This is a genomic window from Microbacterium sp. SL62 (assembly GCF_026672635.1).
Taxonomy (GTDB): Bacteria; Actinomycetota; Actinomycetes; order Actinomycetales; family Microbacteriaceae; genus Microbacterium; species Microbacterium testaceum_A.
On record NZ_JAPPRM010000001.1, the window covers coordinates 219363 to 232955 of the forward strand.

Sequence of the window (13593 nt, forward strand, 5' to 3'; positions counted from 1 at the left end):
CGAAGCTGAAACCGAGTACCACAGTAGTCGAGACTCAGGACCGCGCCGAGCCCCACCTCTTCTTCGCCCGACGCCCCGGCTGCGTGCGGACGGCGCCGGTCGTCGCGCCGTCCACGAGCAGGATCGTCTGCTCGGGCTCCCACCCGTACGCGGTCTGCAGATGGGCGCCCAGGGCCGAGACCGCGCCGGGGACCGTGGTCTCGGTCCCGCGCGGCACATCGGCGGCGCCGGGGTCGAGATCGCGTGCCGCGGAGCGCAGGTCGGCGACGAGGCCTCGCATGCGATCCGGGCCGTAGGCCGTGGATGCCAGGTCCCAGTCCCCCACGACGACCGCCGCTCCCGCGGGACACGGCGCGACCTCCGCCGCGACGCGCGGCCCGAAACGCACGCGGACGACCGCCGCTCCGATCGCGAGGACCGCGGCCGCCCCGAGCACCGTCGCCGGGGCGAACGAGAAGACGAAGCGGAACAGCGTCGAATCCCAGCCGACGACGACGCCCACGATCGCCCGCGAGAGCGAATAGACGGCGAAGACGGCGTTCGTCAGGGCGATCACACGCAACGGACCGAACGGTTCGACGCGCGAATGGCTCGCGACCCACGCGCACGCGCCGCAGGTCGCGGCGACGGCGACGGCCTTCACGGCGAGGGATCCCGGAAGCGGCACGGTGGCGGTCACGATGGCGACCGCCAGCGCGAGGACGAGGATCCCGATCGACGTCCTCCGCGCGGGCCGTCCTTCGAGAGCGCTCAACGCGACGATGAGCAGGGCCGGTGCGAGCACCATGGCCACGTCGCCCAGGACGAGGGTCAGGATGCCGCCCCCCGCGCCGTAGATGAAGTACATCGCGCTGGAGCCCGCGGCCGTCACCCCGGCCACGGCGGCGAAGCGCAGGAACAGGGTCATGGGTCCGGGAGTGCCGATCCGCGGCATGGCGACGAACATCACGGCGCCCGCGACGGCCACACTCACCGCGAGTATTCCGAACGACAATCCCATGGCATCCCCCGAGCTCATTCTGCCGCTGTCCGAACCGATCGACCCCCGCGATCATTCCCTACGGACGTGTCCCGCACGCGTCGGCCTCGCCCCGCACCGTGGTCGCCGCGCGGTGCGCCTAGGCTCGATGGGTGCATCTCCCGGACTTCCGCATCGAGAAGGTCGACGTCGACGATCCCCGCGCGGTCGCCCTGCGCGCCGCGCTGGATGCCGATCTCGACGAGCGGTACCGCGACGCCGACGCCGACGACACCCCCGAGGTCGCGGCGAAACGCGGAGAGGCCCTCGCCGTGCACCCCGAGCAGGTCGTCGCGACGCTGCTGGCTCTCGATGCGGACGACACGCCGCTCGGACACGTGATCCTGCGCCGCCTCGGCGAGGAGTGGGAGCTGAAGCGGTTGATCGTCGTCCCCGCGGGCCGTCGACGCGGGATCGGCACGGCGCTCACCGCGACCGTGGTCGACCTCACCCGGCGCGGAGGTGCGCACCGTGTCATCCTGCAGAGCGGTCGCATGCAGCCCGAGTCGCTGCGGGTCTACGCCGCCGCGGGCTTCACGCCGATCCCCGTCTACGAGCCCTACGTCGAGACGATGCCGCGATCGCTCTGCTTCGAGTACGTGTTCTGAGGCGAGCGCGAGCTCTCGCCTCCGGTCCACCCCGCCCGGCGGCCCACCCGCGCCGAGCGTTGCGGACCCTCCACGGAGGTCTACGTCCCCACCACCCGGAACGCCCCCGACACCACCGCGGCCCCGAGGGCGACGGCGATGAGCGCGAGCGCGGCGGCCAGGGCCACGGCATCCCGACCCGAGAGAGTCGAGGGGCGCGCCCACGTGCGCTCGATGTCGGAGCCGAACCCCCGCGCCTCCATCGCCGTGGCGAGCTTCGTGCCGCGCCGAACGGCGAACACGAGCAGCACGAACGCCATCGAGAAGAAGCGGCGGAGGGCCCCGCGGTCGCCCAGTCCACGGGCGCGCCGGGCCAGGCTCATCGTGCGCCAGTCGTCGACGAACAGGCCGACCGTCCGGGCTCCGGCCAGAACGCCCAGGACGAAGCGGCTGGGCAGCTTCGCCACCTGTGCGAGGGCGTCGGCGAGCTCGGTGGGGTCGGTGCGGGCGAAGATCAGGATGATCGGCAGGGCCAGGGCGACCACGCGCACCAGCACGGCGAGCGAGAGGGCGATCGAGTCGTCGCTCACCGTCGCGAACAAGAACGTGCCGTACACGGTTCCCCCCGGCCGGGCATAGAGCAGCATGCTCACCGCGGCGACGGGGGCGAAGACGATCACGGGCACGAGGCGCGCGAGGACCGCGGCGAAGGTCAGTCCCGTGAGCGGCACGCACATCAGTTCGAGCAGCAGCGCCGTCGCGGCGCTCACGGCGTCGATCGAGACGAGCAGGGGGGCCGCCAGCACGATCACCATCGCGACCTTCGTGACGGGGTTCACCCCGTCGAGCCAGGCGGTGCGCGGACGCTCGATGGTGACGGCGCTCACGCGGCATCCCCCATCCGGATGCGGTGCTGACCGAGGTGACGCACCACGTCGGCGTCGTGCGTGACGGCGACCACCGTGCGCCCGCGCGCGATCTCGCGCTGGAGCAGGGCGACGAGCTCCATCCACCCGCGGCGGTCCTGACCGAAGGTCGGCTCGTCGAGCACGATCACCTCGGGAGAGGCCGCGAGCACCGTCGCGACCGACAGCCGCCTCTTCTGTCCCCCCGACAGCGTGAAGGGATTGGCGAGAGCGAGGGATGCCAGATCGAGGCGCTCCAGCAGCTCGTCGACGATGCGGTCGACCTCGGCCGGCGCCATGCGCAGAGCGCGGGGGCCGACCGCGAGTTCGTCGCGCAGGGTCGCGGCGAGGAACTGGTGCTCGGGCTCTTGGAACACCGTCCCGATGCGGGTGAGCAACTCGGTCGATCGCCAGCGCACCGGGCGACGGACCCCGCGCGCGGCGAGTTCTTCGGCGGCGACGACCTCCCCGGCGAGTTCGGGGAGCAGTCCCGCGAGCGTGAGCGCGAGGGTCGACTTCCCCGCGCCGTTCGGTCCCGTGATCACCGTCCCCGCCGCGCGCGGCAGGGAGACGTCGAGCCCCGAGGCCACGACGGCGCCCTTCTCCCGCCCGATCGACAGGGCGGACGCGCGCAGCACGGCATCCGGCGCCGAGACCGGAGCGAGTACGGGAAGGTCGACCGGGCGGCCCGGCACCCACACACCCGCGGCGGCCAGGGCGTCCCCGTACTCGGCGAACACGCGCTCGGGCGGTCCGTCGGCCAGCACTCCGCCGCCGGGGGCGAGCACGACGACCCGGGTCATGAGGTCGGCCCACACCGCCGTGCGGTGCTCGATGAGCACGAGGGTCGTGCCTTCGTGCGCCACGACCCCCTCCACGGCGACGCGCACCTCGGCCACTCCCTCGGGGTCGAGGTTGGCCGTGGGTTCGTCGAGCAACAGGAGTCCCGGTCGCATCGCCAGCACCCCGGCGAGGGCGAGCCGTTGCTTCTGCCCGCCCGACAGCGCCTTGGTGGGGCGGTCGAGGGGAACGGCGAGACCGACGGATGCCACGGCCTCGGCCACCCGCGCGGGGATCCGCGCCGCGGGGACGCCGAGGTTCTCGCACCCGAAGGCGATGTCGTCGCCCACCTTCGACAGCACGATGCCCGCCTCGGGATCCTGCAGCACCAGGCCGATGCGGCCCCGCTGCGTCTCGGGCGGGGCGCCGTCGACGAGGATGCGGCCGGTGGTCTCCCCCTCGTCGCTCCCGCCGAGCAGTCCCGCCAGGCCCGCGAGCAGGGTCGACTTGCCGGCCCCCGACGCGCCGAGCAGCAGGACGCGCTCCCCGGGCTCGATGACGAGGTCGACCTCGCGCGTGGCGGGCAGCTTACGACCGGCGTATCGCCAGCCCCAGCCCTCGACGTCGACGCGTGCGGGGCCCGTCATCAGACGTCGCGACGCGCTTCCCGGCCCGCGGCGAAGCGGCTGAGCGCTCCGGTGGCGGCGAGGGCGCGCACGAGCAGCCAGCCGACGAGACCGGCCAGCAGAGCACCCGAGACGGCGAGGGTGCCGAGGTAGATGAGGTTGAACTCGACGGACTTGGCCAGGTTGGGGGTGAGGAAGAGCTCGAGCACCCACGCGCCGACGCCCGCACCCACACCCGCGAGCATCGCGACGGGCAGCGTGAACCGCAGGTAGAGGAAGGCGAGGAAGATCAGCTCCGCGCCGAGGCCCTGGGCCAGCCCCGAGAAGATCGTGGTGACGCCCCACACGTTGCCGATCAGCGCCGACACGATCGCCGCGATCAGCTCGACGAGCAGTGCCGCGCCGGGCTTGCGGATCACGAGGCCGCCGATGACGCCGCCGATCAGCCAGATGCCGACGGCGATCCCGCCGAGGCCCGGGGTGAGGCCGTCCATCGCGGTGAACCAGAGACCGCCGACGGTGTTCCAGCCCCAGAAGAGCAGGCCGATCGCGACGCCGAGGACGGCGGCGACGACGATGTCGACGACGCGCCACCGGAAACGGTCCGTGGTGGCGACCGAAGAGCGGTTCGCGAGGGCAGACGTGGACGTGTGCATTTCTCTCCTCCCTGCGCCGGCATGATCCGGATCAGGTTCGACGGTCGAAGCGTGGATTCGCTTCCTCTCAGCCCGGCTCACCGGACTCCCGTGGTTGTCGTGAAGAGTATAGGGCGGGGTAGCGTGGGCGGGTGCACGAGCAGACTCCGGCCTCACGGCGTGCGCTGCGTACACAGGACTCTTCTCCCCGCGCGGCGGCCTCCGGCGACTTCGGACCCGCCCTGTCCACGACGGACGACCTGGGCCCGGCCCTCTCGGTTCCGGATGCCACGTCCCCGGCTGTCCGCTCCGAGCTGGCGGCGCATGACGCGTCCACCCCCGCGGCGAACGACTCCCTCACGGGCGGGGCACCCGCTGCGGCGTCGGAGCCCGCGGCATCCGACTCCCCCTTCGGCGGTGCGCCCGCCGTCACGGCTTCGGCCTCGGTCTCCGGCAGCGCATCCGCCGCGGCCACCGAGCCCGCGGCATCCGACTCCCCCTCCCGAGACGCCCCCGCCGTGACGGGCGAGCCATCTGCTCCCGCCACTCCTCTTCCGGTCGCGCTCGGCGCACTGCTGTGGGTCGATCCCGACGATGCGAGCACTCCGCGCCCGGCCCCCGCTTTCGTCGTCTCGGGTGCCACGTCCCGCTCCGCGGACCTGCTCGCCGGCGCCCGTCGGCCGATCCTTCGCCCCGGCACGGTCATCCCCACGCTTCTTTTCGTGCTGATCATCGCCGCGTACGCCGCGACGACGCTGCTGTGGCCGTTGAACGCCGTCATGCCGACGACCCGCCCCGTGGCCGTGCAGCCGATCGCCGCCGCGGCGGCGGTTCCGGCGTGGCCCGCCGAGGGCGAAGCGGCGATCGCGATCGACGGCGTCCCCGACACCCTGTCGTCGTCGGCCAGCGCTCCCGAGTCGATCGCGAGCATCACCAAGATCGTCACGGCGCTCGTGGTTCTCGACCGGCTGCCCCTCGCCCCGGGAGAACAGGGCAAAAGCTACAGCTTCACGCAGGCCGACAGCGCCGATTACTGGCAGTACCGGGCCCGGGGCGAATCCTCGCTCGACGTTCCCGCCGGCGGCAGCCTCACCCAACTGCAGATGCTGCAGGGCATGCTCATCGCCTCCGCCAACAACTACGCGCAGCGTCTGTCGACGGATCTCTTCGGAACGGATGCCGAATTCTCGGCCGCCGCGACCCAGTACCTCGCCGAACGGGGCATCGAGGGCATCACGATCGTCAACCCCACCGGGATCGAAGCCGGCAACACCGCGACTCCCTCCGCCCTCATCGCCCTCGCCGAGCGGGCGCTCGCCAATCCCGTGATCGCCGAGATCGTGCGTACCCCCGAGTTGACCCTGCCCGGGGCTGGCACGTTCAAGAACGGCAACGCTCTGCTGACCGACCCCGGAGTGGTCGGGGTGAAGACGGGCACGCTCGATGCCTGGAACCTGCTCACCGCGAAAGACATCACCGTCGGAACCGCCACCGTGCGCGCGTACGCCGCCGTGCTCGGTCAGCCCGGGCCCGACAGCCGCAACCAGGCCGCGCGCGACCTCTTCGCCCGCATCGAGCAGGAACTGCAGCCGAAGCCCTCGGTGCCCGCCGGGACGCTGGTCGGCAAGGCCGAGACGCTGTGGGGTCCCGACATCGATCTCGTGACCGCGTCCGAAGCCACGGTCGTGCTGTGGAACGGCGGCGCGGCGCAGACCTCCACGTCCTTCAGCCTCGGCGACACCACCACGGCGGGCTCGACCGTGGGGACGCTGACCGCGACCGGTCCCGTCGACGCCGACACGGTCGATGTGAAGCTCACCGGCGAGATCGACCCGCCGAGCCCGTGGTGGCGCCTCACTCACCCTCTCGACCTCTTCGGCCTGAACGACTGAGCGATGGATCTCTCCGTGGATGCCACTTCGTCGGTGCCGCCGTTCGAGCAGGTGCGGACGCAGGTCATCGCGCAGATCGACGCCGGCGAGCTCGTCGCGGGGACGCGGCTGCCGCCCGTTCGGGCTCTGGCGACCGAGCTCGGTCTCGCCGCGAACACCGTCGCGCGCGCCTACAAGGAACTCGAGGAGGCGGGCTACGTCGAGACGCGCGGCCGTGCCGGCACGTTCGTGAAGGGGGCCGATGCGGCATCCGCTCGCGCCGCGGGTGCGGCGCGCACATATGTCGAGGCTGTGCGCCGCCTCGGGGTTTCCGCGGACGATGCGGTCGAGTTCGTGCGGGCGGCGCTGCGCGATAAATGAGTGCTGCGGCTCGCTGGCGTTTCGCCGGTGGTCGGGGACAGAGTCGCCGCCCGCTTCCGCGCGAGGCGGCGAACACGTCGATGCCGCGGGCAGCTCCCGCGCGGCGGCTAAGCCCGTCGAAGCCGCCGGTCAAGCGGGCATCACCCCCGCTTGCGCGCAAGGCGGCTGAGACGTTCGAAGCCACCGGTCACGGCTGCTCCTGCCCCGTCGCCTCTCACTCCCAAACGGTTGCGCGGGACCCTCGCTCCTCCACAGGACTACTCCGCGGTAACTTATCCCGACCTGGGGTTTTCTCCCCGCCGCAATGTCGGAGGTCGCCGCTAGCATGCACACATGCACGATGGCTCCTCCCCGACGAACCCCACCGACGGACCCCGCGTTCTGTCGGCGCTCGTCGACGAGGTCCGCCGCGCCAGCATCGCTCTCGCGGAAGCCGACGCTGCCCGCGCCCGCGCCCTCGCCCTCGCCGAGGCCGGCCACCTCGCCCTCGACGTCATGGCGGGACAGTGCGCGTCCTCCCGCGCCGCCGAGCTCGCCCTGCGCGAGGTGGCATCCGAGATCGCCGCGGCCGAGAACCTCTCCGACCGCACCGTGCAGACCCAGATCACCCGGGCGATGACCCTCGTCGACGACTACCCCGACACGTTGTCGGCGTGGGAGGCCGGTGCTCTGACCCGCACCCACGTGAACACCATCCTCGATGTCGGCTCACCCCTCCCCGTCGAGGTGCGGGAACAGTTCGACGCCCTCGCGGTGAGCACCGCAGAAGGCCTCAGCCCCGGGCGCCTCCGCTCACGCCTCGCGGCCCTCGCCGAACGCCTGCACCCCACCACCCTCACCGAGCGCCACCACCGCGGCCGCGACACCCGATGCGTGAGGATCGTGACCGGCCCCGACGGACTGTCGGACCTCGTCGCCACCCTCCCCACCGTCCTCGCCATCGGAATTCACGACCGCCTCACCCTTCAAGCCAGAGCCCTTATCGACGCCCGCCTCGACGACCCGCAGGCAGCCAGCGACGAACGCACCACCGCGCAGCTGCGCGCCGACATCCTCACCGACCTGCTCCTCACCGCAGCCCCCGAAGCCGACCCCACCCGCACCGACGACGGTCCCGGAGCCCTCGGAGCCATCCGCGCCCGCGTCCAGGTCGTCGTCCCGGCCCTCACGATCCTCGACCCCACCGCCGAGCATCACGACCCCGCCGACCTCATCGGGCACGGCCCCCTCGACGCCGCCACCGCCCGCAGCCTCGCCGAAGCCACCACCCTCCCCTGGGACCGCGTCATCACCCACCCCATCACCGGTGCCGTCCTCCACACCGACACCTACCACCGCACCACCGCCATCGACCGCTACCTCCGCGCTCGCGACCGCCGCTGCCGTTGGCCCGGGTGCACCGTCCCCGCCATCCGCTGCGAAGTCGACCACACCCGCGACCACGCCCTCGGCGGCCCCACCCACGTCGCAAACCTCGCCCACCTCTGCCAACGCCACCACACCCAGAAGCAGTTCACCCGCTGGAGCGTGAAACAACTCCCCGGCGGAATCCTCCAATGGACCAGCCCCACGGGCCGCACCTACACCGACGAACCCCTCCCCTACTCCCCCGCCGTCCGCTTCCTCCCCGACGACCCACCCCCACCCGACCCCGACGACGACGGCACACCCCCGCCGTTTTGACGCGCGGCCTGTTCCCCCGGGATGTGTCCTTGTGCGCGCGTGGGCGCTTCACGCTGGGCTCGTTCGGCGGGGTTTTCGTGGCAGGACTGCGGTTGCCCGCCGATGAGGCATGCTCCGCCCGCTGCAGGCCACAACGAGCCCCTGTTCCGGGGTGCGGCTTGAGCAGTGATCCGATGGCGCGCGGGAGGAGGGGCGGCTGCTGTGGATAACAGGCGTGGTCGACTCGGGGAATGCGCCATCATTGACTCGCAAGCGAAACCGGGGGGCGACGCTCACAGCGACCGTCAGGATCCCCGTTCGTGCCGCGCGAAAGGAACCTGGACATGTTCGGAATGATCCGCGTCGAAGACGGAGTGGGCGACTACCACGTCTCGCGCATCCGCCGAGCGAGCGACGAGCTGCCCGACGACGCCGCGATCACCGTCGTCCACGGCAACCGCGAAGAGGACGCTCCCGAGGCCTACACGAAGAAGCTCGAGGGCGTTGCCGCCGAGATCGCGGCACGGGTGCAGGAAGTCCGCGAGTTCGCCCTGCGTAATGCCGACGCGCTCGCACAAGCTGTCGCCCTGCTCCGCGAGCGCGACCAGATCAGCGCCAATGAAGCTCAAAGCGCGGCTGCGCTCATCGACGACATCGCTAACGGGACGACTCCGGCGGTCCCCTCGACACAAACGTCCACTTCATCCGGCGATGCCGCTGCCGCAAGGTCAGGATTCGGCGGATGAGGCCCCGCTGGAGAACTCGCCTGATGGCGGGCCTCGGCGCCGCCGCAATGGCGATGGTCCTCGTCACGGCTCCCACCGAGCCTGCGAGCGCCACGACTACCGGTGACTGGTGGTACGACGCGTACGGTGTGGCCGCCATCCATGCCGAAGGGTGGACGGGCGCCGACGTGAAGATCGCCGTGATAGACAGCAATATCAACCCCGATCTCCCCGTCTTCGCGGGTCGCAATCTGAAGGTCGACCCTCGTCCACTCTGCGCGGAAGTTTCCGCACCGACCACGACACAACGCACTGTGGGCGCCGGACACGGCGCGACCGTGGTGGCGCAGATCATTGGTAGTGGACAAGGACCCGGCAGTATCCGCGGAATTGCGCCCGACGCCGAGGTGACGTTCTACAGCCTCGGAACTCAGACGGACGATGAGCCCTGCACGGCCGCCGAGTACGGAGATCAACTCACCGCAGTCGCACTCGGCGTACAGCGTGCCCTGGACGATGGCGCCGACATCATCACGACTTCGGTCGCCGGGGGGAAGGAGCCCGGAGACTCGGACGTCATCGCGAACGCCATCGCCAAGGGCGTCATCGTGATCGCTTCGGGCCCCAATCCCACCACACGAGACCTCGCCGGAATCCGCGAATATCAAGGCGTGATCGTCGCATCTGCGGTCGACGAGGCGGGCCGACTGAACACCTACGACGACGGTCGCTCGCTGGCCTATCCGCGTACCACCGTGGTCGCCCCCGGGGTGGGCCTCACCACAGTGGGTACCTCCAGCGGCGGCTGGGACAGCGCGGGAAGAGGCTCGGGATCATCCTTCTCGGCGCCTCTCGTCGCTGGAACTCTAGCCCTGGCAGAGCAGCGCTCGCCTAATGCCACGTCCAATCAGCTGGTGCAGGCGCTGCTCCGGAATACGGGCAGGGAACCGCATGAATTGTCGGATGACCGGGCCAGTGGTTTTGGCTTCGGTTTGGTGTGGCCAGCCAACATCGTTCAAGTCGACGCCACGACATACCCCGACGACAATCTTTTGGTCGGACGAGTCGAAGCGGCTCCGACCGCCGTGCAGATCGCAGACGCCGCGGCCCGGGGCTCCGCGTATCCTCCGGTGGCAGAACCATCCACAACATCCCCGGCAGAGGTTAATCCTCGGTCTGATGACAGCCCGACGAGCACTCAGGCAGTGCCTGATATCACGCTGGTCTTCGTCTTGGTAGGGCTCGGCTTGGTAGTCATCGCAGCCGGAGCGATAACGGCCATCATCGTGATTCGAAGGAGTCGGCCCAGACGTGTTTTGCCGGACCCGCCAGAGAAAGTTGAGCAGCCGTGACCGGTCGGTACGAGCAAGCGTTGATCAATCTCGCCGAAGGTGGAGCGCCATTCGACGTGCCCGCGACTCGAGATCTTGTTGAAAAGTTGAGCTCCCTCAGGAAGGTTGTCTCGGGCGCAGTGCAGCTTCCGGGTATCGAAGGCGAGGCCGCCGAGGCGGCGAAAGCGAAGTTCGCCGCGGCGGCGGAGACAATCGGACAGCAGATCGCGTATCTGGAGGGGTCTCTCGACGAAGCCCTCCGCCTCGCGAATGGCCAACGGGACGCGGCCAGGGAAAAGCTCTCGGCCTTACCCGCGGGGAGCCTGTCGGGAGGTCAAGAGACTGTCGTCCGTTCGGCGGCGGTGGGGACGACGCTATTCCTCGGACCTATCTCGCTGCTGGCTGGAGAGGGAGCTGTACAGGCGTTCAACGCCTATCTCGCGCAACAGCGCGAACAACAGGCAGAGGGTGACTTCACCACCATCAGCCAAACCCTGAACGGAATGTCCCCTCCGACGCCGCCTCCGGCCGCGCTCTCCGGTGACGGCGGGCGGGCGGTTGAGCTAGAAGACGACGCGGCCGATCCGGGCGCGAATAATCCGGGGGAACGGCCATTCGGCGGCGGCAACCGAGGTGGAGATGCAAGTTTCCCTGTCCCTCGTGGCCCCGCGCCTTCCGATGGAGTTGAGGTCCCCGTCTCACCGCCTGAGCATCTCCTCCCTTCTCCCGGTACCCCGCGCGGCCCCGGCATCGACCTCGGACAGGTTCCCCCGCATTACACCCCGCCGACGCCGGACGGCTCGATCTCGGGCATCGGCACCCTCCCCGGACATGTCTCCGGCCCCGGCTTGATCGGGGGCCCCTTCCCAGGTGGGATCTCCGGGGGCAGGGCGGGCCTCGGCTCGGGCCTCTCGGCCGGACTGATCGCAGGGGGCGGTGGCGCAGCGGCCCTCAGCCGGTTGAGCTCGGGGGCGGGTTCGAGCACCGCGGCCGCCGGACGCCCCATTAGCGGGAGCGGAGGACTCCTCGGCAAGAGCGGAGCCTCGGCCACCGGCACCGGGCTCGGCGGACGCTCGGGCACCGGCTCCCTGGGCGGCGGCGCAGGCGGCACGGGCGCATCCGGAACCGGCGCGAACACCGCCGTGGCCGGAAGCCGTGGAGCCGGGACGCCGGCCACCACCGGTGGAGTCGGGGGCAGCACGGCGGGCGGCGGCGCGGCCGGCGCCGCCGGCAGCCGGGGCGCCGGAGGTATGGGCTCGGGCTCACGCTCCGATCGCCGCGACGAGCGACGCGGCCTCGGCGGCCCCATCGCCCCTCGCCTCGAAGACGATGAAGAGACCGGTCCCCGTTCAGAGAACGCCGCCGCGGGCTCGCGCGACGACTGAGGCGCGGCATCCGGAGCCCGCCCTGCACAATGCGACGCGCTCACATGGGCCATATAGATGTTTCGAAATCAGGACCAGGTCAGCAACAGCGAAGCGCAGGGGAGGACAGCATTGATCGACGACATCGGGAGCCAGCCGTCCATCGGATCTACGGACTTGCCACGAACCGGCCTCTCCGCGACGTCGCCGACACCCGGCGCTTCCGCGTCAGATGCCCGTTCGGGGTTCGGCGCGTGATTCCAGAAACACCGTTGCGAAATTGGAGGGTCCGCTGCGTCACCGCCGCTGCGATGTCGACAGCTCTCATCCTGATCCCTGCGTTCGCTGCGGATGCCGCCCCCGACGACAACTGGTGGTACGACGCCTACGGAATGACGACCATCCACAGCGAAGGCTGGACCGGTGCGGGCGTGAAAATCGCTGTCATCGACGCCAATATAAATCCCGAGCTCCCGGTCTTCGAAGGTCGCCGCCTCGCCGTCGACTCGCGGCCGCTGTGCGCTGAATCGTCGTCACCGACGACGACCGAGCCCACGGGGGACGCCATACACGGCACGACAGTCGTCGCTCAGATCATCGGGAGCGGAACAGGCCCCGACGGGATTCGCGGGATGGCACCGGATGCCGACGTCAAGTTCTACAGCTTTGGCACCACGACCGCTTCCGATGAATGCACCCCAGCCGAATACGAGGGCGGACTCACCCAAATGGGGTTGGGGGTGCAACGCGCCATTGAGGACGGCGCCGACGTCGTCGTCAGTTCCATCGCGGGCGGAACATCATCATTCGACTCAGATGTCATCGCCAACGCGATCGCGAAAGGCGTAATCCTGGTCGGTTCGGGACCGAATCCCGAGACAAAATCCTCGACGGGGTTGCGCGAGTATCGAGGCGTCGTCGTCGCCTCGGCCATAGACGACAAGGGTCAGCTCCCGTCTTCGAATGGGGCTCCATTCGCCTTCCAGGGAACCACGGTGGTCGCGCCAGGCCTACACCTCGGTACCGTCGGCAGTGAGGAGAGTGGGTGGGGAACGGGTGGTGTGGCATCCGGTTCCTCGTTCGCCGCTCCGATCGTCGCGGGAATGCTGGCGCTGGCGAAAGAGCGATATCCGGCCGCCACTCCCGCGCAATTGGTCCAGGGGCTCATTCGGAACACCGGGACGAAGGCGCACGACCTCGAGAATGACGCGGCGAGCGGTTTCGGCTACGGGCTCGCTTGGCCCGCGCGACTTCTCGCCACGGACCCCACCAGCTATCCAGACGAAAACCTCCTGCTCAGCGACGGCCGGAATAAGCCGACCGATGAGCAGATTCAGGCCGCTGCAGCGCGCGGGTCAAGCTTCCCCCCGCCCGAAACACCGACGGCCAGCTCGTCGGAACTCCCCCGACCTCGTGACGGGGGACACGATGCACCGCAGGTGACGCCGTCGTCGAACCTTCTCCCGACCATCATCGGCATCGTCTTCGGCATCGTGGTGACGGTAGTGGTGATCGTCGCGGTCGTCATTTTCCTCGTATCTCGGAAAAACCGTCGAAAGGGAGCCGGCGACCGCTCAGTATGAGGAGGCTCTGACGAACCTGGGCGATGACGGCGAGCCGTTCGGCGTTTCGGCGTCTGCAGACCTGGCGGAAAGGGTTGCCACGCTGCGGGAGCGACGACGCTTCCTCCGTGCCGTGCCGTATGGCC

The 13593-nt window shown here is 70.2% G+C and carries 12 protein-coding genes and 1 riboswitch; of the genes, 8 read left to right on the plus strand and 4 right to left on the minus strand.

What is annotated here, in order from left to right:
• Window positions 1–34 precede the first annotated feature (34 nt).
• Window positions 35–1000 carry a hypothetical protein gene (locus OVA26_RS00900; protein WP_268102543.1) on the minus strand — a complete coding sequence of 322 codons (966 nt, stop codon included), beginning with the start codon at window positions 998–1000 and terminating at the stop codon, window positions 35–37.
• A gap of 131 nt (window positions 1001–1131) precedes the next feature.
• Here OVA26_RS00900 and OVA26_RS00905 point away from each other — a divergent pair, with 131 nt between their 5' ends.
• Window positions 1132–1626: a GNAT family N-acetyltransferase gene (locus tag OVA26_RS00905; RefSeq protein WP_268102544.1), complete on the plus strand. Its 495-nt coding sequence runs from the start codon at window positions 1132–1134 to the stop codon at window positions 1624–1626.
• A gap of 80 nt (window positions 1627–1706) precedes the next feature.
• Here the strand turns inward: OVA26_RS00905 and OVA26_RS00910 are convergent, their stop codons facing one another.
• From OVA26_RS00910 to OVA26_RS00920, 3 genes are all read right to left on the minus strand, one after another.
• Entirely contained in the window at window positions 1707–2492 is a 786-nt protein-coding gene (locus OVA26_RS00910; protein WP_268102545.1) for an energy-coupling factor transporter transmembrane component T family protein, read from the minus strand.
• Window positions 2489–3937 carry an ABC transporter ATP-binding protein gene (locus tag OVA26_RS00915; protein WP_268102546.1) on the minus strand — a complete coding sequence of 483 codons (1449 nt, stop codon included), beginning with the start codon at window positions 3935–3937 and terminating at the stop codon, window positions 2489–2491. Before OVA26_RS00915 ends, OVA26_RS00910 begins: the two co-directional genes overlap by 4 nt.
• Window positions 3937–4572, minus strand: a complete 636-nt coding sequence (locus OVA26_RS00920; RefSeq protein WP_268102547.1) for an ECF transporter S component — start codon at window positions 4570–4572, stop codon at window positions 3937–3939. Before OVA26_RS00920 ends, OVA26_RS00915 begins: the two co-directional genes overlap by 1 nt.
• A riboswitch (TPP riboswitch) is annotated at window positions 4564–4674 on the minus strand. (Overlaps the previous gene by 9 nt.)
• Before the next feature lie 29 nt (window positions 4675–4703).
• Here OVA26_RS00920 and OVA26_RS00925 point away from each other — a divergent pair.
• The 7 genes from OVA26_RS00925 to OVA26_RS00955 all read left to right on the plus strand — a co-directional run bounded on the left by OVA26_RS00925 (window position 4704) and on the right by OVA26_RS00955 (window position 13468).
• Complete coding sequence (locus tag OVA26_RS00925) at window positions 4704–6443, plus strand: D-alanyl-D-alanine carboxypeptidase family protein (RefSeq protein WP_268102549.1); 1740 nt, start codon at window positions 4704–4706, stop codon at window positions 6441–6443.
• 15 nt (window positions 6444–6458) lie between these two features.
• Window positions 6459–6803 carry a GntR family transcriptional regulator gene (locus OVA26_RS00930; RefSeq protein ID WP_442786046.1) on the plus strand — a complete coding sequence of 115 codons (345 nt, stop codon included), beginning with the start codon at window positions 6459–6461 and terminating at the stop codon, window positions 6801–6803.
• Between the two features lie 333 nt (window positions 6804–7136).
• A complete protein-coding gene (locus tag OVA26_RS00935; protein ID WP_268102551.1) occupies window positions 7137–8486 on the plus strand; it encodes an HNH endonuclease signature motif containing protein in 1350 nt (449 codons plus the stop codon).
• 323 nt (window positions 8487–8809) lie between these two features.
• Window positions 8810–9211, plus strand: coding sequence for a hypothetical protein (locus OVA26_RS00940; RefSeq protein WP_268102552.1), 402 nt, complete (start codon window positions 8810–8812; stop codon window positions 9209–9211).
• A gap of 23 nt (window positions 9212–9234) precedes the next feature.
• Window positions 9235–10542, plus strand: coding sequence for a S8 family serine peptidase (locus tag OVA26_RS00945; protein WP_268102554.1), 1308 nt, complete (start codon window positions 9235–9237; stop codon window positions 10540–10542).
• Complete coding sequence (locus OVA26_RS00950) at window positions 10539–11906, plus strand: hypothetical protein (protein ID WP_268102556.1); 1368 nt, start codon at window positions 10539–10541, stop codon at window positions 11904–11906. The genes OVA26_RS00945 and OVA26_RS00950 overlap by 4 nt, the downstream gene beginning before the upstream one ends.
• 290 nt (window positions 11907–12196) lie before the next feature.
• Complete coding sequence (locus OVA26_RS00955) at window positions 12197–13468, plus strand: S8 family peptidase (RefSeq protein ID WP_268102557.1); 1272 nt, start codon at window positions 12197–12199, stop codon at window positions 13466–13468.
• Window positions 13469–13593 lie beyond the last annotated feature (125 nt).

Bases quoted from the DNA above. Each gene is read 5' to 3' on its own strand.
- OVA26_RS00920 (WP_268102547.1), bottom strand. From the start codon at position 4,572: ATGCACACGTCCACGTCTGCCCTCGCGAACCGCTCTTCGGTCGCCACC.
- OVA26_RS00900 (WP_268102543.1), bottom strand. From the start codon at position 1,000: ATGGGATTGTCGTTCGGAATACTCGCGGTGAGTGTGGCCGTCGCGGGC.
- OVA26_RS00940 (WP_268102552.1), top strand. From the start codon at position 8,810: ATGTTCGGAATGATCCGCGTCGAAGACGGAGTGGGCGACTACCACGTC.
- OVA26_RS00945 (WP_268102554.1), top strand. From the start codon at position 9,235: ATGGCGGGCCTCGGCGCCGCCGCAATGGCGATGGTCCTCGTCACGGCT.
- OVA26_RS00955 (WP_268102557.1), top strand. From the start codon at position 12,197: ATGTCGACAGCTCTCATCCTGATCCCTGCGTTCGCTGCGGATGCCGCC.
- OVA26_RS00935 (WP_268102551.1), top strand. From the start codon at position 7,137: ATGCACGATGGCTCCTCCCCGACGAACCCCACCGACGGACCCCGCGTT.
- OVA26_RS00915 (WP_268102546.1), bottom strand. From the start codon at position 3,937: ATGACGGGCCCCGCACGCGTCGACGTCGAGGGCTGGGGCTGGCGATAC.